Below are 25,646 nucleotides of genomic sequence, written 5' to 3' on the forward strand. Positions count from 1 at the left end.
ATCTATTTCAGATTTCCAAACCAATCTATTGCTTGGTCAAAAGGATTTAATAATGCATCAATTAATACAGCAACTTCGCTTCTTTTCATAACTTCGTTATTAGACAAAAGCGCATATTTTTGTTTTACTGTATCTCTAGAAATTTTAGGATCAATGGCAATTAATATGTTTATAAATTCAGAAATAGTTAAATCAGCACCACTTGCTTGATAATTTTCTAAAGCCTTATAATAGCTCTTTAAGCCTTTAACCATTTCAAACTCACTAACAGGATGATTTGGGTAAAACCATGTTTGATTTGCCCATTTATAAGGATTTCCGGTTCCTTTTAAAATTCCTGTTGCACCTATCTTTTGTACAGCCTTAAAATATGAATCAGTAGGTTTAACATCTAGATAAGGCATTAAATATACCTGTGCATCCAAAAGTTTAGATTGTACATCTCTAATATTTAGATCCTTTGGATCTTTACCTTCTTTTACAGATAGAGCAGCTAAGGCACCAGCAGCCTGGCCAATTTCTAAAACTACAGGTTGTAAACGAGTTGCGCCAGCTACAATATTTGATACACTTATACTCTTTTCTGCAACTATAAAATTTGATACATTTTTAGGAATTAATGCGCCAAGCGGTACATTGTAAGAAGGGATTTTAATTTTAATAAAATCTATCTGAGGAGCATTTGGGTTCTTAAGGTGGTGATGATCTATAGTATAATCACCAACAATAGCGCCAGTTCTATAAAGTGGAAACTCTTGGTCAAAAGGCTTCTCTAAATAATGTACAGGTAAACTAACTAATCCTTCTACCCTTCTTGATTCTCTATGATATGGAATTTTAGGAAGTTGATCTTTAGTACCAAATTCATCAGATAATCCTAAGTTTTTATAACCTAACACTGTTTGTATGTAATAAATAAACCTTAGTGTATGTAGTTTAGCTTTTTTTAGTTCAATCTCGCGTTCTGCTGGTGTTTTAGCTATAATGTTCAGATAAATATCGTTACCTTCTTTAGGCCAGTTAATCATATATTTACCATTAGGCAATTTGCCATAAGTTAACATTTTTTCACAATCTATATTGGCAGAAATATGACCCGAAGAAGGGTCTGATACATCACAAGAGTTTTCAAATTCTTTAGGATCAAAACCCGAAGGTTTAGGAATAGTTTTATCAACGCCTTTACCGTAATCTTTCAATACGGCTACATAAGTTAAATCTTGTATAATGTTATTAGCTTCCTCTGGCGCATAAACTTCTCCGGTTCTATTTTTACTATCCATACCAACATAAAATGAAGCTCCGGCCGCTGCCATCACATCGCCCAATTCTGTACAATCAACCACAACATCCGCATGAATCAAATAGCTTTTATTTCCTTTGGTAACCTGCACCACCCAGCCTTTATCGTTTTTTTTAATTGTAGAAAATTTGGTTTGATACCAGATACTTAGCTCAGTAGTTTTAGCAGTCATTTGTTTAAAAATTTGATTGCCAACTATAGGTTCAAACAATGTATTGCTAACCCAGCCAGTTTCTACTTGAGCTGGCCCACCATAATAATCATATAGCTTCTGCCTAAATTCTCCCCACAAACCAGAGGGTAGTTGATGATTCCCATCTACCGCAGAAACACCAGCAGAAGTCAACATCCCCCCCAGCCAATCTGTCTCTTCAATAATCAAAGTTTTAGCCCCTAACCTAGATGCTTGTAAACCAGCGGTAACACCACTTGCACCACCACCAACAATAAGCACCGAGGTTTTATATACTTCTGGCTTTTTAGCCTGAAGAGCAAGACAACTGAATGAAAATAAAATAGCCAGTAAGAGGGATTGTCTATAATTCATACACGAATATAAATTTAATTACAAACAAATCAAAAGTTTTTAATTTTTTTTAATAATAAATTTTAAAATCAGAGATTCAGGCCTTTTAGATGATTACTTCTTTATTGGGTTAAGCTGTAACATTACTTTTTAACCATCTGCCTGCTTTTTAAAAAATGCTTTATAAATACTTATTCTTTAGCTTAACTTATTGTACTTTTGATTTTAGTTATTAATAATTTTTATAATTAACCTTATGACATTTTTTGAAGAGCTGAATAATGAAAACACGTACGGCGTAGCTTTAAAAAACATTCAATTAAAAAAGAATATTATATCTTTTCTATGTAGAAATGGCAGCTATACCATTGCAGATGTTTGCAAAGAAGTAAATTTAAGTGTTCCTAAGGTAACCAATTTAATAAGCGAACTTATTCAAGATGGCTTAGTAGAAGATTTAGGTAAGGTTGAGTCTACAGGAGGAAGAAAACCCAATCTTTATGGAATGGTAGGCAATTCTGTTTTTTTTCTAGGGGTTGATATTAAGCAAAACCATATCAATATTGGTTTAACAGATTTACAAAAAAATCTTATCGAAATAAAAGAAAACATTCCATACAAGCTTACCAATTCACCAGAATCTTTAATTGACCTGATAGATATCATCAAAAATTTCATTAAAAACCTAAGCATTAAAAAAGAAAAAATTTTAGGCTTAGGTGTAAATTTATCTGGAAGAATTAACCATGATACCGGATACAGTTATAGTTTTTTTAATTTTAATGAAGAGCCTTTATCAAAATCCTTAGAAAAGGAGCTTAGCATTAAAACTTTTTTAGAAAATGATTCTAGAGCGATGGCTTATGGAGAATTTAATTCGGGCCTTGTGAAAGAAGAAAAAAATGTTCTCTTCTTAAATCTAGACCATGGAATAGGAATGGGAGTGATGATCAACAGCCAATTATATTATGGAAAATCAGGGTTTGCTGGTGAATTTGGACATATACCTCTTTTTAACAATAATATTATTTGCCAGTGTGGTAAAAAAGGCTGTTTAGAAACCGAAGGTTCTGGCTGGGCACTTACCAGAAACTTTAAAGAAAAAGTTGAAGCTGGTACTTCCAGCATTTTGGTTAAAAAAAATGACCCTTCTTTTTCTTTAAATCAAATTGATATGGATAGCATTATAGAGGCAGCAAATAAAGATGATGTTTTAGCTATTGATTTAATAGCAGATTTAGGAGATAAATTAGGTAGAGGAATAGCACTCCTTATAAACATATTTAATCCAGAATTAGTTATTGTTGGCGGCAGTTTAGCCAAAACTGGAGAATACCTTATTTTGCCTATAAAAAGTGCTATTAACAAATATTCTTTAAGCTTGGTAAATAGCGATACTAAGATTAAAATTTCTTTACTTGGTGAAAAATCAGGAGTTATTGGAGCTTGTTTATTAGCTAGAAACAGACTCTTGAATTTAGATTGATGGCTATTTATCCTGCTAAATTTTCTTGGTTAATTAATTAGCTTTTTCACCTTTCTATTGCCCTCGCTAGTTAAATTAACAATAATTACTTTTGAGTTTGTATTTAAACTAAAATCAAAATTATTTACTCCATTTTGCAGTGTTAAATTCTTTGTAAAAAGCTTTCTTCCTCCTAAGTCAAACACTTCAAATAAAGCCATTTTAGCTTTATTACTTAATATATTTAATGATAAAATTCCACTTTCAGAATTCATCTGCAAGAAGAAATCTTCTTTTTCAAAATCAAAACTAGATGAAACAATAATTGATTTTTCAAAAGCCCTATCGAAATCTACCATTTTTAACTGGTAATAATTATTCCCTTTAACAGGATTTATATCATTAAAACTGTAAGTTAAAATTTGATTTGAGTTTCCAGCCGCTTTTACCAGCCCCACAACATTGAATTTACTACCATCTACTGATTTTAAGATTTCGAAATAATCTGAATTACTTTCTGAACTGGTTGTCCATATAAGCTTTATTGAATTGGTTTCTTTAACTGGCTTAAAAGACGATAATGTTATAGGTAAAACGGTATTAGTATAAGCCCTTAAAGATGAGATAAAAGCCATATTATTAACACCAAAGCCGTTCCCGAAAGATAAAGTTGATACTTCCCCAGATGGCACTGCAGTAAAAACAACACCGCCTCCGTTAACATCTTTTAAAATTTGTAGTGAATCCAACTTGGCTTGTCCAAAAGATTGGAAAAAAGATAACATCAATGCTATTGCACTTATATATTTTTTGATCATCATGATTCTAGTTTTTAGCTTTAATTAAAATAACCCCTGGCATAGGTTGCTCATTACCTCCGCTAGAAGGTCTAATCATTTGCTGATTGTTAACCCGCAAAGTTGATGAGCTTCCTCCATCTAGATTAATTGCACCCACACAGCCTATATCTTTCATGTAGTTTGCTAGTTCTACCAAATTTAATCCATCAGAAATACCAGAATTACCACCCTCAGCAACGAGCATTATAATTTTACCGTCTGCTGTATAACCAATAGCGGATCTTGCTCTAGCACTTGTATTATCAATAACAATTAGCTCTTCTGCATCTGTAACATTTACATTTCCGTTTTTAATCAACATAGGCGCACCACCCACTGCAGTAACATTATTCCATATAACTCCACCTGTGGAAGTTGGTTGCGGCTGAGGAGCAGTATTAATAAGATTAGGACTAGGAGTTGAATAAGAATATACTACTCCTGATATATTATAAACCCAAGCTACATCCGGCAATAAATTTGGAGCTAAACCAAAAGCAGCCCTAGTTGGAAAGTAAGATGTATTACTCCCATTAAAACTTCTTGTTAAGCTACCTATATTATGAGCTGGGGTTACACCTTGATACCTCAACATACTAAAAGAATTATTTGATTGTGGAGGATTTTGTTGTGCTTGAAAAAAACCAGCGTTCATAACGGCTAAAACAGTGCCTGGCTCATCATTAACAAAAGCACTAGCAGTTTTATTAATTACGCTATGTGTAGGTTTAAAATCTACAAATTTAGGATCTACAACTACCATGTAAGCATTCATCTTTCTTGTAGGCCCGCCGTTAAAAGAATAATCACTAGTAGATCTATAAACTTCTATACCATAAGGCATATTAGCAGTTAAAGCACTTTCCTGTATCCAATAATTGGGTAAGCCAGTAATTAAAGGAGTACTTTTTGTTAATGGAGTTGTATAATTTGGCTGATTAGGATTTGTTAATGATACCATGCCAATAGTACCATTTCCTACATAATTTGTACTAATTGTGCCATTACTAAAAATAGCCTTGGGACTTCTGATATTGTTCCAAGAATTTAAAGCAGTAGTCATAAAATCTCCGTAAACTAAAGCATGAACAGCTTTATTTGCACCATTCAGAATCGCATTTTTCTCAGTTAATGTCATAGTTGGCGTAATATCTGTAACATCAGCCCTAACCATAACAGCTTCATGGGGGGTTACATTAAACGCATTCCCCAACAAATCCGTAAAATAATTAGAATCATTGATAGACAAATCAATAATATAATCACTAGCATCGGCATCTGATACAAAAGTTTGTGCCTGTGTAGCAGTTAGTCTCCTAAGAACTATTACAGTACCAGATCTTAAATTAGACCACAAGGGAATATCATTGAAGCGAATTTTAGCTCCACCTTCATCCAATCTACCTCCAACTGCCGCAGTACCATTACCATGGTCTTTTATAAACCATTTCCTAATGTCCAACTTATCAGTAATTACAACAAGCTCTACCACATCACCTGTTCCATCTCCTGTTCCGCTATTAAAGTATCTATTTACTATTAAGCTCTGCGCAATTAAAATGTCAGAATTTAATAGTAAAAAACAAAACATTAAAAATCCTTTTAAGTAATTCATAATTATTTATTAATAAATTAAAGTTATTAATTTTATTATATTAACAAAATAAAATTATTAAAAAATATTAATAATGATATTTTTCATAATTATTAACCTTCTTTTAAGAAATGTGATTATGATCTAATTGTTGTGATACAGCGAGTAGTTTATGATTAATTAAGTTTAAAAAATCATACTTCTCCCTTGGCTAAATTTTTGATAGTTAAACCACAAATAGTCAATTAAAATCAAAACATATCATTATGAAATTTACAAGAAAAGCATCAGCAAACTGGAAAGGTACAGGTAAAGAGGGTAATGGAGCCATTAGTACTGAAAGTACAGTATTAAATAATACCCAATTATCTTATAAAACTCGTTTTGAAGATGGTATTGGTACCAATCCAGAAGAATTAATTGCAGCAGCTCATGCGGGTTGTTTTACTATGCAACTAAGCTTTTTAATATCAGAAGCAGGTTTTACACCAGAAAATCTAGACACTGTTGCTCATGTGCAATTTGAAGATGGTAGCGTAAACCTCATTACCTTAGAACTTAGCGGCGCTATACCTGGCATATCTAAAGAAGAGTTTGAACAATTAGCACAAAAAGCAAAAGAAATATGCCCTATTTCTAAGCTTCTTAATACAGAAATTACGCTAACCACCACTTTGCAAGAATTGTCTTAAAAGCAAAAAACGCAGCTTTTAAGGCTGCGTTTTCTTACCCAAATCTAGGCATCTGAATTCACTAATATTTTATCATTTCAATTTGAGGTAGCAATAACTGTCCCACAGCCTAACATATTTTTAGGGTAATATGGGTTTTTGATTTCTTTTGATAGGCTTAACCATTTAACACCTGTCATAGGACATCTCTGTAAATAAAGAGTAGACCCCTTAGTTTTATTTACCAATGGCCAAATTTCTGCCGAAATACCTTCAAAATACTGTCTTTGCAGATTAATATTTCCTGTTTTTGATAGCGCAGCAGCATACTTAACTATTTTAGCTTTCGCCGAGTTTAATTTAGCTAAAGTATCAGGATGATTAGCTTTAAAAGGCATTTCTTTAAGCAATTTACTCAATTGCGCACTTGATAATTTGGCGGCTAAGGAGTCTGAAACTACCAACTGATCTTTTAATTGTAAATAAGCATTTATAGCCCTAGATTTCACACTTTTATCTTGGGCTATTACCAATTGTGTAGCAAACAAAAAAGCTACGAACAAGATTTTTTTCATATCAATACTTATTTATCTTCTTTAGGATTTAAAATTTTATCTATTTCTTTTAAACAAGCCTGATAGTGCAGATTATCAAGCTTAACAGTTGTACTGGCGTTTAAAGTTTGAATTTGTGCTTTTAGCTTCAAAGCATGTTCTCTTGCATAAAGCGGTACATCACTTTTAAAAACAAAACCAGACTCCTTCATATCTTTTACCTCTGGGTTTAGCAAAACTCTTAGCCTGTCTATATATAATCTCTGGAAAGCCCTTCTATACATAGCAGCTTCAGCAACAGTTTCCTTTTTCCAAATGATAGGAATTAAATCATTCAAATATTCATCTGCCGGATATTTAGCCTCTGGAGCTGTTGGCTTACTGATGTTAATAATCATACCTCCGCTTAAAAGCATATTGATGATTTGTCCTTGTATTTCTGGTATTCTTTTTAATGGATCGGCTTCTATTTTTGAGCTTATAGTTTCTGGAAACAACCATAAAGGAGAGTTAAATAATTGCTTATCTAAATAAGTTAGCCCCTCTTTTAACATACTTTTAGGGATAGGCGTATAAACCGGTCCCTCTTGCTCGTAAGTTTTTAAATTGATGTAGTAATTACCAAAATTCTTCATCACATGATACAGGTATCTAGAATATTGAGTAACCGCCTGCTTATGCATACGTTCTAAGTTGGTATATAAATTACCATCTTCATAAGTCCACTGTGGTAAGTTTTCAACTACTCTTTTCAAATTTTGAATGCCGTAATTACTTGCTTTTATAGCATTATCTCCCAAATCTTCACGTTGCGAACGTGGGTCGGCATCTTTACCTTCACCGCCAAACCATAATTTCGGATTCTTCTTTAACCTATCGATGGTAAGCTTGTTCAAAATTTTAGTTTCCTCTTCTAAAGGCTTATAAAACATACGGTAACCCCATTCTATAGCCCATTTATCATAAGCACCTATTCTTGGAAAAATACCTTTAGGCCCTATTTGGTCTTCTGGCTGTGCTACGTAATTGAAACGAGCATAATCCATAATAGAATTGGTATGCCCATTAGCTTCTACCCATTTTTTATCTCTCAATAACTCTACTGGAGTTTGGCTGCTAGCACCCATATTATGCCTTAAACCTATGGTATGACCAATTTCGTGGGATGACACAAAACGTATCAGCTCGCCCATTAATTTATCATCAAAAACCATTCTTCTGGCTCTGGGGTCTAGCGGACCAGCCTGTATCATATACCAATCATGTAAAAGGCTCATTACGTTATGAAACCAACCAACATGACTTTCAATAATTTCTCCACTTCTAGGGTCGCTGATGCGAGGCCCATAAGCATTTGGAGTCTCAGAAGCATAATACCTGATGACAGAAAAACGAGCATCTTCTAAACTCATGGTAGGGTCGTTTTCTGGCCATTCTTTAGCAATGATAGCTTTCTTAAAGCCGGCAGCTTCAAAAGCTTCTTGCCAATCCTCAACACCAGCCATTAAATAAGGTCTCCATTTCTTAGGAGTTGCTGGGTCTATATAAAATACAATAGGATTTTTAGGTTCAACCAATTCGCCTCTCAAATACTTTTGTATGTCTTGCTCACGAGGCTCTAACCTATAACGTTGTATAAACTCGGCACTTTTGCTGCCTTGGTCATCATCATTAAAAGTGAGTATTTTGTTAGCAAAATAGCCTACACGTTCATCAAAAAAACGCTTCATCATAGGTACTTTAGGCAGCAATACCATAGAAGTATTAAGCTCTAAGGTGATATTACCGGTTAAAGCACCAGCCCCTACAGGTGATGAACTTGCATTATAAGTTTTGGTTGTTCTTACTTCCAGATTAATAGGATAAGCATGAATACTATTGATGAAAGATCTATCATCAGCTAAAGCAGATAGCTTTTTATCTGTTTTGATACTTGCAGCAAGCGAAACAACAGGATTATCTTTTTTGAAAAAATCTGTCACCTCTATAACATGTCTGTTATTTTTAGGATTCACAGTTTTGATTTCAAAAGCAGCTACAATAGGATTTAACCTTGATGCAGAAACGGCTCTGTAAATAGCTTGTGTGGAGTCTTTACTTTCTTGCTTATAAACTTCTGATCTGATAAAAATCCTGTTATCTGGAGCTTTTTCAAAATAAATAGTTTGCTCGTTTACTTTCTCTCCGCCAAATAAACCAAAACCCTGTGGGGTAGCGGTTAACCTGGTAATGGTTAAGATAAGTCTGTTAAACAAACTATCTGGTATCTCGAAGAAGTACTTACCGTCAAAGTTTTTAACTGTAAATAATCCTTCTGTTGTAATAGCTTTGTCTGGAATAATGTCTTCGTATTTCTTTTTTCCTTTGGTGCTGGTACTTGTTTTTGTACTATCGCTTTTTGTCTCTGCACTTTGTGCAAAACCAATTTGGGTTAAAAAAGAAAAGAAAACGATACTGATGATGAATCTCATATAATAATTATAGGTTAAAAGGGTAATTTTTCGTCTGTATTAAGCCTCAAATTAGGATTAAGTTTCATCGCATTTAATGGGAACGGAATGATATATAACCTTGAATTTGGTGCTAAAGTATAAGTTTGTTTAGGCACATCTGTTCTGATAACCGGATACGTTCTTGTTAAAGTTTTAGCATACTCTGGCTCATTGTTTAAACGCTTTAAATCAAAGAAACGATTAAAACCAAAAAGTAGTTCTTTACGTCTTTCGTTTACGATTAATTCCATAGTTGCTTTTCTGGTTGTTGGAACATCTAAATTTACGGTTCCAGTCAGAATTCTTTTTGCTCTTAATTTATTAAGGATAGCAACAGCATCAGTAAAGTTATTTTCACGAGCATAACATTCTGCCAACATCAAATGTACTTCGGTTGTTTTTAAACCCACTGTACCGTAGAAAAACCTATTAGCTCTTATATTGTAATATGCTGACCCTGCTAATACATCAGCAAGGCCTGAACTGTTATTAACAAAGAATAAATTAAACCTAGCATCATTGTTTCCAAATAAATTTCTTAATTCGGGGCTTATGCTATTGGTATATGCAAAATTCATTTCTGTATTACCAGTCATATACATATAGCTTAAAATCTCAGGGTTATTAGGTGGCACAATAGCAATAGCACTAGGACCTCCCTTTTGAGCATAATCTACCAAATCAAAAATCTCATCTCTATAACTTAAAGATTTTAATGCAGCTTCTTTAGCTAGTGTAATTTCTCTTTTAAACAAATGTACTTTAGCTTTTAACGCATATCCAAAAGCAATATTAGGATGATAAGGATCAACCGGATTTTCTTCTAATAAAGGTAAAGCTTCATCAATATCTTTTTGAATAAATTGATAAACTTCTTCTACAGTAGATTTTTTAGGTTTTGCTTCTAAATCGTATTTATCCATAATACATATACCACCATCTGTAGCAGCTGTTGTAGGATCATAAGCTTTGGCATAAACATTAACCAATAAAAAGTGGTCAAAGGCTCTTAAAATTTTAGCCTCGGCTTTAGCTAAATCTTTGATACGTTGTTCACCAGTTGTAAAAACAATACCAGAAATAATGGTATTCCATCGGTTAATATAAAAATATGCTCTATCATAAAATGTTGAAGCTGTAAGCAAAGATACCCTGTCTGCTTGCTCATCAAAAGTAAAATTGATGATATTAATATTTTTATTAATTCCTATTACATCAGCTTCTTTCATCCATTGGTCGTCTACCAAATACTGGAAATTAGCATTAAAATAAGCTCTATTAGGAAAAGATACCAATCTGTAATAATCTTCAGTTGAATTTAAGATAACCGCACCTGTTGGGGTAATATCTGTATATTTTTCGCATGATGGAAGTAAAGCTATTACAACCAATGCAAACGCTAATATTTTATTTTTCATTTATTTTATTTTTTATTTTCTAATGATGTTAAAGCAATTATAAAATTGATTTATGATTAGAAAGTTACGTTTACACCTATTAAAAATGATTTTGGAAGCGGAACGCTATAGTTACCAGAGTTTAACGAATAAGTTTCTGGGTCTATATCATCACCAGCAGCACTAGCGAACCATAAATTATTAACCTGTCCGGTTAAACGAGCTGATGCTAAGCCTACTTTTGTAACCACTGCTTTTGGTAAGCTATAAGCCAATGAAATATTTCTTAATTTGATATAATCGGCCGAGAAAACATTTATATCAGCAGCTCTAAACTGAGAATTAATGGTATTCATGTTACTAAATATGTGAGTAGTAATAGGATAATCTGCCGGTAATCTTGGCGTAGTACCATCACTCACGGCTATGTTAGCAGCTCTAATACTATTGATATTATCTGGAACTGGGTTTTTACGTAATTTATTACCTCCTGAGTATATAAATAACATCCCTAACTCAAATTGCTTATAAGCAACTCTTTGAGAGAAAGAACCATTAAACTTAGGGATTAATGTCCCTAAATTCACCAATGCTTTGTTATCATTTATTGATTTGATGGTACCCGCTATAGGTTGTCCGTTTGCATCAAATTGTATACTAGGATTACCATTTTCATCTAAAACATAAGGGTAACCATTAACAATACCACCATAACGGAAACCGTAAAGACTACTAAAAGCATCATTCTCGAAGAAATTAGAAGTTGGAGATTGGATATAAGAAAACGGAGTAGATATGGCTTTATTTACATCCTCTATAATGTTTTTATTATAAGCATAAACCAAAGTAGAACTTAATTTCCAATCTTTAGTACGCAACCATTCGGCACCTAAAGTAATCTCTATACCTTTATTTCTTAAAGCTCCATTGTTTAAAGTTATTTGATTGCCAATTGCACCAATAGTTGGGTCCAATTCTGTACTTACAATTAAATCAGAGCTATATCTGTTGTATAAATCTATAGTTCCAAACAAACGATTTTTAAATAAGGCAAAATCAACTCCAAGATTTGTTGTAGCCGTTTTTTCCCATCTTAACATAGGGTTTGCCACGCTAAGTAAGTCCAGGTATTGCAACGATGGGAATAATTGATCATTTCTCAACCTAAAAGTTGCATATTTACTGGTATTTCTATCTATTCTACCGTTTATACCATAACTTCCTCTAACTTTAAGCATTTCTAACCAACTGATATTACTTAGGAATTCTTCATTGCTGGCATTCCAGCCTAACCCAACCGACCATAAAGGTCTGCTTCTATCATTAAACTCTACACCAAAAAGGTTGGTTTGGTCTATACGGAAACTACCTGTTAGGTTATACTTGTTTTTAAAAGTATAACCTGCATTGGTATAGAAAGAAACGTATCTATTTTTTGATTCTTCTTGAGTTCTTGGTACAACACTTAAAGTTTTCCTGCCTCCGTAAATATAACTTGGTAAACCTGTTATACTTAATTCATTTTCATTGATGATGGTGGAAGTCAAGGTTACTGGATCATAACCATAACGAATATCCTGAACAGATCTTGGCGTGAAAGTTTGTCTCATCTCAAACCCTGCAATAGCATAAATTGCGTGGGTACCTTCATCAAAACTCTTATCTAAATTTAATTGATTTCTAAAAGTATAAGCATTAGATGCTCGATTAAACTGCTCAAACCTTCCGCCAACAGGTAAGCCATAGGTATAAGTATTATTAGCAAAATTAGTTAAAGCATTTGCAGCACTACGTACTTTGTAAGAGTTAACGTCTAAATAAGTTTCTCTTCTTGTCTCATTCAGCTCGTACTGAAATTGAGTGCTATAACTGATGGCTTTAGTGATATTAAATTGCAAATTGGTAAAAGCTCTTAACCCAATCCTTTTACTATGGGTAACACCTTCATCTAAAGCATCTAAAACATTAAAACGGGTAGATTTAAAAGCAGGGTTTGCATTTAAAATTCTTGCTACTGCTCCGTTTATTTGACCAGCACCAGCAAAGTTATCAGCAAAATTAACATAGTCTACCTGCTCTCTATTACCATTCTCGCCAATGATTCGTTCATAACGGTTCTGAAGAAATATATTACTGTAAGAACCATCAGTATCATCAGCCAATTGATATTGACCATTTAAACCAACCGTAATATCTAACCACTTTTTAGGTTTAAAACTGTTTTTAAAATATAGATTATAGTTCTCGTTGTTATTACCTATAACACGTTCTTTTCCTTTATCGTAATTTAAAGACACAAAAGTGTTGCTCTTGGCATTTCCGGTACTTAAAGAAACGTTATAACGCTGTCTAAACTCGTTTTGCCAAACTTGATCTCTATATTCTTGCATATAGTCATTTTTAGCCCAGTTGCTTAAGGTTTGATCTACCGCAGCCTGACTAAATAAACCAGCATCTCTATCTCTATATAATTGATATAAAGGAGAGTAATATTTGATACTTCCATTAGCTACCGTACCATAAGATTGAAACATAGCTTCTGTAGTTGCAAACCTAGATCTTTCTTGGTTGTAAAGACGTGTTTCATAATCTATCATTTGAGCTGTAGACGCTAAACCAAGCAAATCTAAATCTGGTTTCGTGTTGATAAAGAAATCTGAATTAACAGAAATTTTTGTAGCCCCTTGTGCTTTTTTAGTAGTTACCACGATAACCCCATTAGCAGAACGAGCACCATAAATAGAGGCTGCTGCACCATCTTTTAGTACCGTTACAGATTCTACATCATAAGGGTTAATTTGGTCTAGCGTTAGCTCTGTAGGTAAACCATCAACCACTATTAATGGGGCAAAATCACCAGACTGGACAGAGTAAGTACCTCTACCTCTTATTTCTGGTTGGTCGGCACCTAACCCATTTGGGTTTTTATTATAAACTAAACCTGCTACCCTACCCTCTATAGCACTTAGTAAATCTACGTTGATGTTTTCATTTAACTTTTTCTCGGTTAAAATAGTAGCTGCCGCTGTAGAGCGCTCTCTGCTGATGGTTTGATAACCATTTACTACAACAGCACTTAATTCTTCTGCATTAACCTGCATTTGTAAAGAAACATAAGCCGGATTTTTTGCTACCGAACGCTCTTCCGTAGCGTATCCTAAATAGCTAAATACCAAAACAGATGGATTTTCTGAAAGATTAATAGAAAAATTCCCATTAGCATCGGTAAGAACAAAATTATTGATGCTCTTATTTTTAACTACTACACCCGATATAGGTTGCTTATTTTCATCTATCACCAATCCTTTAGCAATAAAATTTTCTTTAGTTGATGCTTTTTTGGGCACCATTACAATAGTATTTTCTGATAGTGTGTAACTAAAAGTCTGGTTCTGAAAAACAGCATCTAATATTTGATTTATACTAGCACTGTTCACTGTTATAGTCACTGGTTTGGCTTGTTGCAAATAGCTTGCATCAAAAACAAACTGATAATTTGTTTTTGATGTGATTTCGGCTATAACCGTTTTAAAAGGAGTATTTTTAAAATCAAAGCTATAAGTTTGAGCGTTTGATTTTAACGTTACTAAAACTAAGAATAGCGGAACTAGTAAGAACTGCAAATATAGTTTAGTGGTAAGTGAATAGGTTTTGTGGGTTTGTTTCATATCATACGTTTTGGTTAAATTTTAATTCTTCATTGTGCTATGCTAAGTTTCCTCCCTTCAAACTTGAATTTCACATCGGTAGTGAGTGATATCATTTCTAAAACTTTCTGCATTTCTACATTTCTATTAATTTTCACGTATAGATTTCTTTGTGGTAAACTCTCATAGTCTACTTCTATGTTATACCATCTGGCAAGTTTTTGCATCACTACATCAAACGGAACATTGTTAAACAAGAATAAATTATTTGTCCAGGCGGCAGATTCTTCTGTATTCACATCAGAGATAGTTAAACCACCCTTATTAAATAAAGCTTGCTGATTGGGTTTTAAAAGATTGGTTTTATGGTTACCCGGATAATCTATAGCAACGCTCCCCTCGAGTAGCGTAGTTTTTATTCCTTTATCTTCCGGATAATTACTCACATTAAACTTGGTACCCAAAACTTTTACCTGCATACCATTAATATCTACTATAAAAGGTCTTTTAGGTTGATGTGCCACCTCAAAATAAGCTTCTCCATCTAATTTTATACTTCTGGTATTGCCTCTAAAACCTGCCGGAAAATATAATCTGGATGCTGAGTTTAACATCACCTTTGTTCCATCGCTTAGCGTAACTTTATATTGGCCACCTCTTGGGGTTTTAATGGTTTGTAAAGCAACAATCTCTGTACTGTCTGCGCCTTCATTAATATGATAAGTGATAGAGCCATTTTTATGATGGATGATAGAAATACCAGCTTGCTTGTACACTTCACTTTCACGCTTATCATCCAGAGGAATTTTTTTACCACTAATTTCTAATAAGGCTACATTTTTCCCAGGCTCAATAGGATTTATGTTTTGAGTTTTAGGATAAAACAAATAAGCGGCTAAGCCTACCAAAACTAAAACCGCAGCAACTTTGATATATGCTGGAATAATAAAACGCTTACTTTCTACAACAATAGCTTGCTCTTTTTCTATTTTATGGATGATTTGCAAACGTAAGCGCTCCAAATGCTGTTCATTTATAGGCTTAGCTTGATTTTGATTTGACTGAAAAACCTCGTTAATCTCATGTTTAAGAGATGCTTCACTTTCATTTTTAAAGTGTTGCATCAATTTTTCAAGCTCAAGCTTGGTGATGGTGTTATATAAGAATTTACGGTAAAGTGCTTTAAATTTCATACTATCTTAACATGATATAAACTAAATACGCTCGAAAAGAAAAAATACACTATTGCTATTGCATATTTTTTTTAAAAAAAGTATTGGTTTGAGAGAAGACGCAGCTTTTTAAAAGACAAAATCAGCTTAAAAAACTAAGAAAGACACATATAATAGCCTAAAAATTTATTTCTTGCTTAATAAAATGGCTATTAAATTATTTTTTCAGACATAAACTAATGCAAATCATCAAAAACTCTTGAGCATGTAAAAAAACATACTCTTTAATGCTCTTTGTTGCTGCTACTAGCTGGTTACTTACTGTAGATGGGCTTATTTGCAATAAATCTGCCACTTCTTTATAACTTTTATCTTCAAATTTGCAGAGCCTAAAAATTTCTCTTCTTTTAGGGCTAAGTGTTTCTAAAGCAGCATTTAAAATGGCACTACGCTCTTTATTAAGCAAATAATCTTCGGTTTCTGAATAAAGATTAGTAAAGCTTTCTATAAAGTAATCCTGCATTTTCTTATCATGCGCAAGTTTACGATAATAATCATACACCACATTTTGGGCTATGGTATATAACCAGGCTTTAAAAGATTTATCTGGGTTTATGCTCACCCTGTTTGACCAAACTTTAAGAAATATATCCTGAAGCAATTCATCAGCAATATGCTCATACTTAGTCATTAAAAAAATCTTTTGATAAATAAGACCACTATACTTCTGATAAAGCTGATTAAAAGCATCTTGGTCTCCGTTAACCAAGTCTTTAACCAGCTCACGCTCATCATCTCCAGAAGCTTTAATAATATGAGACATATTCATCAATCGAAATATTCTCGCTAATTAAGGAATAAATAACAGAATAAAGGCGATCTTAACTTATAAATCCTCAACGCTTTAAATAAAGAATCTAAATTTAATGATAATTTAAAATTGTAAAGAAGAAGGATGTAAATTATGATGCTTGTTTTACATCATACCAAAGTTGTACTAAACCTGTTGGGTAGGTTTCGCTTTTTTTAAATTTTAGCCTCTGTTCTAATCTACCATTTTTAAACAGGCTTTTTCCACTTCCTAATAAATGCGGTATGATAGAAACAATAATTCTATCAATCAATTGGTATTTCAATAATTCATCTACAATCTCTGCTCCTCCATCACAGTAAATATCTTTCCCTTCTTGCTGCTTTAATTCATGTATTAAAGACACAACATCATCTCGGTACCTAATATTTTGTTTATCGCCTTTTCGCTGTCTAGACATCACATATATTTTTTTATCTGGATACAAGAGGTTATCACCTAAAGTTAAAACCTTATCATATGTTTTTCTTCCCCATATTACCGTATCTACAGTATCCATAAAAGCTTTATGTCCATAATCTTCTCCGGCAGACTCTACCATAGTTAGAAAATCAATATTATCGTCTGCTGTAGCTATGTACCCATCTAAACTCATAGCTATATAAAGGTTAACTTTTCTCATCATTACAAATAAAAGATTAATTATGCATCCAAATAAAGATATTTCAAATAAAAAAACCCAAAAACATACGCCTTTGGGTTTTATAAATAAAGTAATTGGTTAATTATTTACCAGCAGCTTTATTTTTAGTTTCTTGAACTTCTAAACGAATAGCTTGAGCTAAGTTTTTTAAGTCTTGCATTCCTTTTCTTACTCTTGTACCAGCAGCGCTGTTACCTTTGTTGTAAAATTTGTCTGCATCACCTTCTAGTTCTGCTACTAATCTTTTTACTTCTTCAAATTGTTTCATTTTAAAATACTCCTTTTTTTATTTATGATGGTTAGTAATATTGTTTACTTATAGCTAATGTATAATGTTTTTTTGTAAAAAAAAATATTATACCAGCTAATTATTTCCCTAAAAATGCTTTTTTTTCCACAAACAGCAAGGTTTTAACAATTTACTCTTAGCAAAAACAAATTAAAAACCTCATAATCAATATGATACAGAAAAAAATTTAAAAAAAACGCCTCTACGTTTATGTAGAGGCATTTATATATTTTAAACATTTTTAAGCTTCAACAGCCTTTTTTTCTTTATATAAACCTTTATTAAGCTTATCTCCAACCTCGCTAAAAGCATTTAATGTACGCTCTACATCTTCTAAAGTATGCATAGCTGTTGGAATTAAACGCAACATAATGAGTCCTTTAGGAATAACAGGATAAACTACAATAGAGCAGAAGATGCCATAGTTTTCTCTTAAATCCATGGTGATAGCTGTAGCGTCTGAAAGTTCGCCTTTTAAAAATACAGGTGTTACTACCGAGTTTGTATTACCTATATCAAAACCTCTCTCTCTTAAGCCTTTTTGTAAGGCAGTTGCAATTGTCCAAAGTTTATCCTTTAACTCTGGCTTGCTTTTTAACAGCTCTAAACGTTTTAATAAACCCATTACCATTGGCATTGGTAAAGATTTGGCAAAGGTTTGAGAGCGCATGTTATAACGTAGATAATTGGTAATTTCTTCTGTAGAAGCTACAAAGGCACCAATACCTGCCATAGATTTTGCAAATGTTCCAAAATAAACATCTACACCTGCTATAGAATTTTGATGTTCATGAGTACCAGCACCCGTTTTACCCATTGTACCAAAACCATGGGCATCATCAATTAACAAACGGAAATTAAATTCTGATTTAAGAGCTACTACTTCACTTATTTTACCTTGTGCACCAGACATCCCAAATACACCCTCTGTAATAACCAGAATACCACCTCCAGATTGCTCAGTAAGTTTTGTAGCTCTTTCTAATTGCTTGCGTAGGCTATCCATATCATTATGTTGATATACAAAGCGCTTACCCATGTGCAAACGTACACCATCTATGATACAGGCATGAGATTCTGCATCATAAACAATAACATCATTTCTATCAACAAGGGTGTCAATAATAGATACCATACCCTGATAGCCGTAGTTTAGCAAGAACGCATCTTGAAAACCTGTAAACTCTGCCAACTGTTTTTCTAATTCCTCGTGGTTATTAGAGTTACCAGACATCATTCTGGCGCCCATAGGATAGGCCATACCGTAATCAGCAGCAGCTTTTGCATCAGCTTCTCTTACTTCAGGATGGTTAGCTAAACCTAAATAATTGTTTAAGCTCCAAACTAAATGCTCCTTGCCTCTAAATTTCATGTGAGGTGCAATCTCTCCCTCCAATTTTGGAAAAGAAAAGTAACCATGAGACCATTTTTGGTGTTGACCAAGTGGCCCCATATTCTTAGCTATCTTATCAAAAATATCCAATGTGATGTATTTTTTGTATGTTATTAAAATATTAATTTGCTGCAAATTTACTTTAATTCATTGATAAACAAAACCTATTGGCACAATGAATAAAATATGGCATTAAAATTAAAAAGCCATTCCTTTAACAGAATGGCTTTAAATTGGTTAATGCAAAGGTTAATCTACATTATCATGAAGGAATGAATTATTTGGTCTTATTTCTGTTTGACCATCTTCATTACTTAAAGTAAATCTTGATACTTGAGATTCTGAAGAATGTGGCACATCTTTCAACTGCATTTGCTTTCTTTTATAAGCTGGCTCATTCTCTAATTCTTGTAATCCACTAGTTGATCTTAGTTTCATACTTAAATCTTTTAATCTTAAGATACGCTCTTTAGATTTCCTCAATTGCTCTTCAATAGAGTCATCTGTTTTATAATCATCTACCTGCTGCACAGGCTCTGGTATCACTTGTTTAGGCTCTTCCTCCTTGAAAGTATCTTGTACTTTATTGGTTTGTGGAACAGAAAAATTATACGTTGGTTCTTCTATTTTTAGGTTAAACTCAAAAGCATTTTCCTCCTCTTTAGCTTCTACCTGTTCAGGTTCATCTTCTATCAATTGATGTCTGATAGTTTCTACTTCCTTGCTTACAGGTATTTGATCTTGCTGAGTAAAAATTCCGCCAAATAAATCTGCCTGAGGCAAAATACTTTCTTTTGGCTTAGGCACTTCTGGTGCTACCTGATGTATTTCTGCTTGAGGTTTAGCTTGTACAAATTCATTTACCGGTCTAATTAAAGGAGTATCAGAAGTTAAGAATTGCTTCTTAGGTGCGCTTTGCTGTGTTTGTACTCTTTCCTCCCTGGTTTGGAAACCTGTTGCAATAATAGTTACAGATATTTTATCTCCCAAAGAAGCATCATTACAATTACCCCAAATTAAATCTGCAGATAAACCAGCTTGGTCCTGAATAAAGTCTGTAATAATACTTACTTCATCCATGGTTACTTCCTTATCTCCTGAACTGATATTTAAAAGGATATATCTTGCACCTTCTATTTCGTTATCTTTCAATAGTGGAGATAATAAAGCACCTTCAACAGCTTTTAAAGCTCTGTTCTCGCCTTCTGCTGCATAACTTCCCATGATGGCCACACCGCTTTCTTTCATAACAGTACGCACATCTTTAAAGTCGACGTTTATATAACCCGGTACAGTAATAATTTCTGCTATGCCTTTGGCTGCTGTAGTTAAAATATCATCAGCTTGGCCAAATGCCGAACCTAAGGTTAGGTTACCAAATATCTCACGTAACCTATCATTAGAGATTACCAAGTAAGAATCAACATATTTTTTTAATTCTTCTAGTCCTTCTTCTGCTTGCATTCTTCTACGTTTACCTTCAAAGGAGAAAGGTGTAGTAACAATAGCAACGGTTAAAATATCTAGTTCTTTAGCTGCTTTGGCGATAATAGGACTAGCTCCGGTACCTGTACCACCGCCCATTCCGGCAGTAATAAAAAGCATACGGGTATTGGCACCAAGCATTTCTTTAACATCGTCTATATTTTCTATAGCCGAGTTTTTCCCAACTTCCGGAATAGAGCCTGCGCCCATTCCTTCTGTTAAACTTGCGCCCAGTTGTACTTTGTTAGGAATAGGACTGAGTTCTAAAGCCTGGGCATCAGTATTACAAATGATGAAGTCTACACCTGTAATTCCTTGCCTGTACATATGGTTAACAGCGTTACCACCGCCACCACCAACACCAATAACTTTGATTATTGATGATTTTTCTTTTAACATTTCAAACTGCATATCCTTTATTATCAGCTTTTAAGCGTTTTGTAAAATTGAATTATTCCTACATGTAATATTAAAAAATATTCCACAACAGTTATCCACAAATGTTAATAGTGTGGAAAACTTTCTTATTGTTGAAAATTATTTAAGGAAATCCTGATCGCTAATATCATCCTTAATAAATTTCTTAGTTCCTTCAAGCAAAGAAGCAAATAAGCCTCTGTTTTTCTTAGAACTGCTTTCTGCAACAGAAGAAACAGGTGCAGAAGATGAAACTTTATAATCTTTCTGCAATTCGCTTTCTACTTTCTCAATACCTTTTATCAATAAACCGATACCTGTTGCATACATTGGGCTTTTTAAATCCTCATAAATATTCTTAGGTAATTCTTCATTTTTTGCCAAATGCTCATTAGGATAACCAATTCTGCAATCTAAACCGGTTACATATTCTACCAGTTGCGATAAATGCTTTAATTGCGCACCACCACCAGTAATAACAATTCCACCTATTAATTTTTTCTCGTAACCAGATGATTTAATCTCATAATAAACATGGTCTATGATTTCTTCCATCCTGGCCTGTATCACATAAGCTAAGTTTTTAACCGATATTTCTTTAGGCTCTCTTCCTCTCAATCCTGGAACACAAATAATCTCATTTTCTTTATTTTCTTCTGCTAATGCAGAACCAAATCTGGTTTTTAACAATTCAGCCTGATTACGCATGACAGAGCACCCCTCTCTGATATCTTCAGTTACGCTATTACCTCCGAAAGGAATAACCGCAGTATGTCTGATCAAGCCTTCATGAAAAATAGCCACATCGGTTGTACCACCACCAATATCAACCAAAACAACACCAGCTTCTTTTTCTTCTTCGCTCAATACAGATTCTGCAGAAGCTAAAGGCTCTAAAATTAAATCCTGAGTTTCTAAACCACCTTGCACCACGCATTTCATGATATTTTTAATGGCCGTTACCTGTCCGGTAATGATATGGAAATTTGCTTCTAAACGCACTCCTGCCATACCAACAGGGTCTTTTATACCCGGCTCATTATCTACCGTAAATTCTTGCGGTAATACATGTATAATTTCCTCTCCTGGGTTCATCGCTAGTTTAAACATATCGTCTATTAACCTATCGATATCCCTTTTAGAGATTTCATTACTGAGGTCTTTTCTAGTTAAAATACCACGGTGCTGCAAGCTTTTGATATGTTGCCCAGCTATACCTACATTAACAATTTTAATGTCAACGTTAGATTGTGAACTCCCTTCTTCTACTGCTTGGGTGATACCTTTAACGGTTTTTGCAATATTAGAAACCACGCCACGGGTAACTCCGGCAGATTCTGCCTTACCCAAGCCTAAAACTTCTATTTTACCGTGTTCGCTTCTTCTGCCCACGATAACACAAATTTTAGTGGTACCAATATCAAGACCTACTACAATGGGTGATACTTTGGATTGTTTAGTAATGCCTTTTTCCATGTCTATAATGTATTTTGTATTGAATCTTTTGCTATTTTCTCTTTGCGTAAGCTATCTTTTAATTGCTGCTGCTCAAACTGCTTTCTTAAAATGGTAGAATCGCTTTTTTCGCAAACAATCTGACCTTTAAATTTCAAGCTTACTGATGAATAAGTATCCCAACCTACGTAAGGTATTGCCTTTTTATAAAAAACCAATAACCTTTTAAATTTATCTTCAATATCATTCCCATCTCCGAAAATGATTTTTTGCTTACCTACCCGAGGTACTAATTCTATTTCTTTTTTCTCGTTCACATAAAGCTGTACAAATTGCTCGTTCCATAAAGAATCTTTGGTAATATGTACTGCTACTTTAAAAAGATCTTTAGCTAGTGCCGTTCTTAGGGTATCTATTTTACCACTAAAGCCTTCTAAGATCATCCCATTAGCCGCCAATACTCTGGCTGTGAAATGTTCTGATAATGGAATTTTCAACCCGTTTTGATCTATATAATAATCTTGCCCTGCGATGTTTAACATCCTTAGAATAGGCACTCGCTGCCTGATATCTGCATGGATTACCCCATTCATATCAGCAAAAACATTTGCATATTCTACAAAAGGATTGGCTTGCAACCTATCCTCTAAACTTTGCAAATCTATATTACCTAATCTTCTGCCCACTAATAAGCCATTTTTTGAAACCAGTATTTCATCAACCTCGGCCCGCTCTATAAAATATTGATTTCCGGGTAAGATTACTTTTACCTCTCTACAAACTGTTTCTACCTTTTTAGTTTCGATAAAACTCATCAGCACCACTAAACCGCTCAGGCTTAACAGCCAGAGGAATATAGCACCTACCAATTTCCATTTTATCTTTTTAAGCATTTGTAAATAAAGTATGTAAAGGTTTCACCAATGTATCTATATCCCCGGCTCCAACGGTAACCAACAATTCGGGGTTTAAACTCCTCACCAATTGCAAAGCTTGCTCTTTAGAGCATCTGATAACTTTATCAGAATTTATTTTTTTTGCTAAGAAATCACTATCCACACCCGGTATAGGCAATTCTCTTGCCGGATAAATATCTAAAAGCAGTAATTCATCGGCAGTAGCCAAAACTTCTGCAAAACCGTCTGCAAAATCTCTGGTTCTTGTAAACAAGTGTGGCTGAAAAACAACCGTTAACTTTTTATCTGGATATAAGGTTCTTACAGCTTTAAAACAAGCTCTTAACTCTTCTGGATGATGCGCATAATCATCTATATAAATTCTTTTTGGTTCTTTGATGATATACTCAAAACGTCTTTTTACACCTCTAAAACTGGCTAAACCTGCTTTTATATCCTCTTTGGATATTCCCATTAAAAGGGCAACTTGTATAGCTGCCACTGCATTTTCTATATTGTGCTGACCAGCTAAACCTAAAACAAGATTTGGCATTTCTAGCTCTTGATTTTTAAAATCAAATTTAAATTCGCCAGCTTCTACCCGTATGTTTTGCGCATAAGCATCAGCCTGGGTGGTTAAACCGTAAGTTGAGGTTCCCGCTAATGGCAAGCCGTTACAAACAAATAATTTACCATCATCTTTTACCTGCCCAGCAAATAGTTTGAAAGATTCTATCAGATGACTTTCATCACCATAAATATCTAAATGATCTGCATCCATTGAGGTTACTACGGCAACATCAGGATATAGGGTTAAGAAAGACCTATCATACTCATCAGCTTCAACCACCATCACATTATTTTTACCAATGATGATATTGGTATCGTAATTAGAGCTAATGCCTCCTAAAAATGCTGAACAGTCATTCCCACCATTTAACAATAAATGCGTGATTAAGGTACTGGTTGTTGTTTTACCATGTGTACCTGCCACCGCAATGGTATACATACCAGCAGACAGGATACCTAACACCTGCGAACGTTTGTAAAGTGTGAAGCCTTTTCTTTTGAAGAAGTTTAACACCACACTATCCTGCGGAATAGCAGGTGTATAAATGATTAAAGTGGAAGAAGAAGGTTCATGAAAATTCATTGGAATATTTTCCTCCAAATCTTCATAACGTACTGGGATACCTTCATCTGCCAAGCTTTGTGTAAGCGGGGTAGCAGTTTTATCATACCCATATACTACACAACCTCTTTTATGAAAATAACGGGCAAGTCCACTCATGCCAATACCGCCAATTCCGATAAGATAAACCCTTTGTATGTCTTCCAATTTCATCATGCTATAAGGCAATTTTTAATACTTCTTTTGCTATAGTTTCATCTGCCGATGGCAAGGCCAATTCAGCAATATTTGAAGATAAGCTCTTCATCTTAGCTTCATCTTTTAACAATTTTAAAGTTTGCTCTATCAAATCAGATTCGGCATGTTTATCATCAATTAAAACGGCTGCATCTTTATTTACTAAAGCCATAGCATTTTTAGTTTGATGGTCTTCTGCAACGTTTGGCGATGGCACCAAAATCACCGGTTTTTGCACCAAACATAACTCTGCAATGGTTCCTGCTCCAGCTCTTGAGATAATCACATCTGCCATTGCGAAAGCTAAATCCATACGGTTTAAAAATTCAAAAATTCTTATTCCATTGTCTTTAGGTTGGTTGCCGTAACTATCTATAATGCCTCGATAATAATATTTACCTGTTTGCCAAATCAGTTGTATATCTTGGCTTTGTAATAAAGCCAAACCAGCCATCATACTTTTGTTTAAAGTACCAGCACCTAAACTTCCACCTACTACTAAAACTGTTTTTTTGGTTTCGTCTAATTCAAAAAATGCTGCCGCCTCTTTTCTTTTGTCTACAATTTGAACCGATTCTTTTCTTACCGGATTTCCCGTTTTAATAATACGCTCCGCTGGAAAAAATGCATCCATCCCATCAAAAGCGACACATATCTTCTCCGCCTTTTTTCCTAATAATTTATTGGTAATACCTGCATAAGAGTTTTGCTCTTGAATGAGGTAAGGAATTTTCTTTAATGAAGCTGCATACAATAAAGGCCCAGATGCATAACCGCCAACACCAACTACAGCATGGGGTTTAAAGTCTTTAATAATTTGTAGCGACTTTCTAACACTTCCAATAATTTTAAAAGGCAATAATAGGTTTTTAGCCAAATTACTTCTTTGAAAACCTTGAATATCTAACCCAATAATGCGATAACCAGCAGCCGGAACTTTTTCCATCTCCATTCTACCTGCTGCACCTACAAAAAGTATTTCTGTGTCTGGCTGCAAAGTCCTCAAAGCATTAGCTATAGCAATAGCAGGGAAGATATGTCCTCCTGTGCCGCCTCCACTGATGATGATTCTTTTTGCCATATTTTTAGTATTGAGTAGATAGTATTGAGTATTGAGACTCATCTGCTATCTGGTCATTCCTTTTTATTTTTGATTGATTGATTTTTG

19 protein-coding genes are annotated in these 25,646 nt (G+C 34.1%); 2 read left to right on the forward strand and 17 right to left on the reverse strand.

From position 1 onward, the window contains the following. Positions 1-2: 2 nt before the first annotated feature. A complete protein-coding gene (locus tag H510_RS0107665; RefSeq protein ID WP_026903788.1) occupies positions 3-1,850 on the reverse strand; it encodes an FAD-dependent oxidoreductase in 1,848 nt (615 codons plus the stop codon). A 235-nt stretch (positions 1,851-2,085) separates the two neighbouring features. Here H510_RS0107665 and H510_RS0107670 point away from each other — a divergent pair, with 235 nt between their 5' ends. Further along, on the forward strand, positions 2,086-3,315 hold the full coding sequence (locus H510_RS0107670) for an ROK family transcriptional regulator (protein ID WP_026903789.1): 1,230 nt from the start codon (positions 2,086-2,088) through the stop codon (positions 3,313-3,315). Between the two features lie 29 nt (positions 3,316-3,344). Here the strand turns inward: H510_RS0107670 and H510_RS0107675 are convergent, their stop codons facing one another. Further along, positions 3,345-4,115 carry a hypothetical protein gene (locus H510_RS0107675; protein WP_026903790.1) on the reverse strand — a complete coding sequence of 257 codons (771 nt, stop codon included), beginning with the start codon at positions 4,113-4,115 and terminating at the stop codon, positions 3,345-3,347. Positions 4,116-4,119: 4 nt separating this feature from the next. Beyond that, entirely contained in the window at positions 4,120-5,748 is a 1,629-nt protein-coding gene (locus tag H510_RS19555) for a phosphodiester glycosidase family protein (RefSeq protein WP_051291111.1), read from the reverse strand. Between the two features lie 245 nt (positions 5,749-5,993). Here H510_RS19555 and H510_RS0107685 point away from each other — a divergent pair, with 245 nt between their 5' ends. Further along, positions 5,994-6,419, forward strand: coding sequence for an OsmC family protein (locus H510_RS0107685; RefSeq protein WP_026903791.1), 426 nt, complete (start codon positions 5,994-5,996; stop codon positions 6,417-6,419). Positions 6,420-6,496: 77 nt separating this feature from the next. Here the strand turns inward: H510_RS0107685 and H510_RS0107690 are convergent, their stop codons facing one another. The 14 genes from H510_RS0107690 to murG all read right to left on the reverse strand — a co-directional run bounded on the left by H510_RS0107690 (position 6,497) and on the right by murG (position 25,559). Then, complete coding sequence (locus H510_RS0107690; RefSeq protein ID WP_026903792.1) at positions 6,497-6,973, reverse strand: DUF3347 domain-containing protein; 477 nt, start codon at positions 6,971-6,973, stop codon at positions 6,497-6,499. Positions 6,974-6,981: 8 nt separating this feature from the next. Then, a complete protein-coding gene (locus H510_RS0107695; protein WP_026903793.1) occupies positions 6,982-9,423 on the reverse strand; it encodes a zinc-dependent metalloprotease in 2,442 nt (813 codons plus the stop codon). A 14-nt stretch (positions 9,424-9,437) separates the two neighbouring features. Next, positions 9,438-10,862 (reverse strand): RagB/SusD family nutrient uptake outer membrane protein, encoded by a 1,425-nt coding sequence (locus H510_RS0107700; protein ID WP_026903794.1) that lies wholly within the window; start codon positions 10,860-10,862, stop codon positions 9,438-9,440. Positions 10,863-10,918: 56 nt separating this feature from the next. Continuing rightward, the gene (locus H510_RS0107705) at positions 10,919-14,509 is read right to left on the reverse strand and encodes a SusC/RagA family TonB-linked outer membrane protein (protein WP_051291112.1); all 3,591 of its coding nucleotides are present in this window, start codon (positions 14,507-14,509) and stop codon (positions 10,919-10,921) included. Positions 14,510-14,538: 29 nt separating this feature from the next. After that, on the reverse strand, positions 14,539-15,681 hold the full coding sequence (locus tag H510_RS18475; protein WP_051291113.1) for a FecR family protein: 1,143 nt from the start codon (positions 15,679-15,681) through the stop codon (positions 14,539-14,541). A 196-nt stretch (positions 15,682-15,877) separates the two neighbouring features. Then, positions 15,878-16,483, reverse strand: a complete 606-nt coding sequence (locus tag H510_RS0107715; protein WP_026903796.1) for an RNA polymerase sigma factor — start codon at positions 16,481-16,483, stop codon at positions 15,878-15,880. A gap of 139 nt (positions 16,484-16,622) precedes the next feature. Then, positions 16,623-17,156, reverse strand: coding sequence for a dihydrofolate reductase family protein (locus H510_RS0107720; protein ID WP_245584805.1), 534 nt, complete (start codon positions 17,154-17,156; stop codon positions 16,623-16,625). Positions 17,157-17,256: 100 nt separating this feature from the next. Then, a complete protein-coding gene (locus H510_RS0107730; protein ID WP_026903798.1) occupies positions 17,257-17,442 on the reverse strand; it encodes a hypothetical protein in 186 nt (61 codons plus the stop codon). Between the two features lie 262 nt (positions 17,443-17,704). Continuing rightward, on the reverse strand, positions 17,705-18,946 hold the full coding sequence (locus H510_RS0107735; RefSeq protein WP_026903799.1) for an aminotransferase class I/II-fold pyridoxal phosphate-dependent enzyme: 1,242 nt from the start codon (positions 18,944-18,946) through the stop codon (positions 17,705-17,707). Positions 18,947-19,105: 159 nt separating this feature from the next. After that, positions 19,106-20,752, reverse strand: a complete 1,647-nt coding sequence (gene ftsZ / locus H510_RS0107740) for a cell division protein FtsZ (RefSeq protein WP_026903800.1) — start codon at positions 20,750-20,752, stop codon at positions 19,106-19,108. A 126-nt stretch (positions 20,753-20,878) separates the two neighbouring features. After that, positions 20,879-22,234, reverse strand: coding sequence for a cell division protein FtsA (gene ftsA, locus H510_RS0107745; protein WP_026903801.1), 1,356 nt, complete (start codon positions 22,232-22,234; stop codon positions 20,879-20,881). A 2-nt stretch (positions 22,235-22,236) separates the two neighbouring features. Next, complete coding sequence (locus tag H510_RS0107750; RefSeq protein WP_026903802.1) at positions 22,237-23,106, reverse strand: cell division protein FtsQ/DivIB; 870 nt, start codon at positions 23,104-23,106, stop codon at positions 22,237-22,239. Beyond that, positions 23,099-24,454 carry a UDP-N-acetylmuramate--L-alanine ligase gene (gene murC, locus H510_RS0107755; RefSeq protein WP_026903803.1) on the reverse strand — a complete coding sequence of 452 codons (1,356 nt, stop codon included), beginning with the start codon at positions 24,452-24,454 and terminating at the stop codon, positions 23,099-23,101. Before murC ends, H510_RS0107750 begins: the two co-directional genes overlap by 8 nt. 4 nt (positions 24,455-24,458) lie before the next feature. Further along, positions 24,459-25,559, reverse strand: coding sequence for an undecaprenyldiphospho-muramoylpentapeptide beta-N-acetylglucosaminyltransferase (gene murG, locus H510_RS0107760; protein WP_026903804.1), 1,101 nt, complete (start codon positions 25,557-25,559; stop codon positions 24,459-24,461). Between the last annotated feature and the right edge of the window lie 87 nt (positions 25,560-25,646).

It is taken from the genome of Pedobacter glucosidilyticus DSM 23534, assembly GCF_000425145.1.
Classification (GTDB): domain Bacteria; phylum Bacteroidota; class Bacteroidia; order Sphingobacteriales; family Sphingobacteriaceae; genus Pseudopedobacter; species Pseudopedobacter glucosidilyticus.

Excerpts from the sequence above, each read along its gene's own strand:
- H510_RS0107750 (WP_026903802.1), bottom strand. The coding sequence starts at position 23,106 with ATGCTTAAAAAGATAAAATGGAAATTGGTAGGTGCTATATTCCTCTGG.
- H510_RS0107720 (WP_245584805.1), bottom strand. The coding sequence starts at position 17,156 with ATGATGAGAAAAGTTAACCTTTATATAGCTATGAGTTTAGATGGGTAC.
- H510_RS0107695 (WP_026903793.1), bottom strand. The coding sequence starts at position 9,423 with ATGAGATTCATCATCAGTATCGTTTTCTTTTCTTTTTTAACCCAAATT.
- H510_RS0107705 (WP_051291112.1), bottom strand. The coding sequence starts at position 14,509 with ATGAAACAAACCCACAAAACCTATTCACTTACCACTAAACTATATTTG.
- H510_RS0107700 (WP_026903794.1), bottom strand. The coding sequence starts at position 10,862 with ATGAAAAATAAAATATTAGCGTTTGCATTGGTTGTAATAGCTTTACTT.
- H510_RS18475 (WP_051291113.1), bottom strand. The coding sequence starts at position 15,681 with ATGAAATTTAAAGCACTTTACCGTAAATTCTTATATAACACCATCACC.
- ftsZ (WP_026903800.1), bottom strand. The coding sequence starts at position 20,752 with ATGCAGTTTGAAATGTTAAAAGAAAAATCATCAATAATCAAAGTTATT.
- H510_RS0107670 (WP_026903789.1), top strand. The coding sequence starts at position 2,086 with ATGACATTTTTTGAAGAGCTGAATAATGAAAACACGTACGGCGTAGCT.
- murG (WP_026903804.1), bottom strand. The coding sequence starts at position 25,559 with ATGGCAAAAAGAATCATCATCAGTGGAGGCGGCACAGGAGGACATATC.
- H510_RS0107730 (WP_026903798.1), bottom strand. The coding sequence starts at position 17,442 with ATGAAACAATTTGAAGAAGTAAAAAGATTAGTAGCAGAACTAGAAGGT.
- H510_RS0107665 (WP_026903788.1), bottom strand. The coding sequence starts at position 1,850 with ATGAATTATAGACAATCCCTCTTACTGGCTATTTTATTTTCATTCAGT.
- H510_RS0107690 (WP_026903792.1), bottom strand. The coding sequence starts at position 6,973 with ATGAAAAAAATCTTGTTCGTAGCTTTTTTGTTTGCTACACAATTGGTA.
- H510_RS19555 (WP_051291111.1), bottom strand. The coding sequence starts at position 5,748 with ATGAATTACTTAAAAGGATTTTTAATGTTTTGTTTTTTACTATTAAAT.
- H510_RS0107685 (WP_026903791.1), top strand. The coding sequence starts at position 5,994 with ATGAAATTTACAAGAAAAGCATCAGCAAACTGGAAAGGTACAGGTAAA.
- H510_RS0107715 (WP_026903796.1), bottom strand. The coding sequence starts at position 16,483 with ATGTCTCATATTATTAAAGCTTCTGGAGATGATGAGCGTGAGCTGGTT.
- murC (WP_026903803.1), bottom strand. The coding sequence starts at position 24,454 with ATGAAATTGGAAGACATACAAAGGGTTTATCTTATCGGAATTGGCGGT.
- H510_RS0107675 (WP_026903790.1), bottom strand. The coding sequence starts at position 4,115 with ATGATGATCAAAAAATATATAAGTGCAATAGCATTGATGTTATCTTTT.
- ftsA (WP_026903801.1), bottom strand. The coding sequence starts at position 22,234 with ATGGAAAAAGGCATTACTAAACAATCCAAAGTATCACCCATTGTAGTA.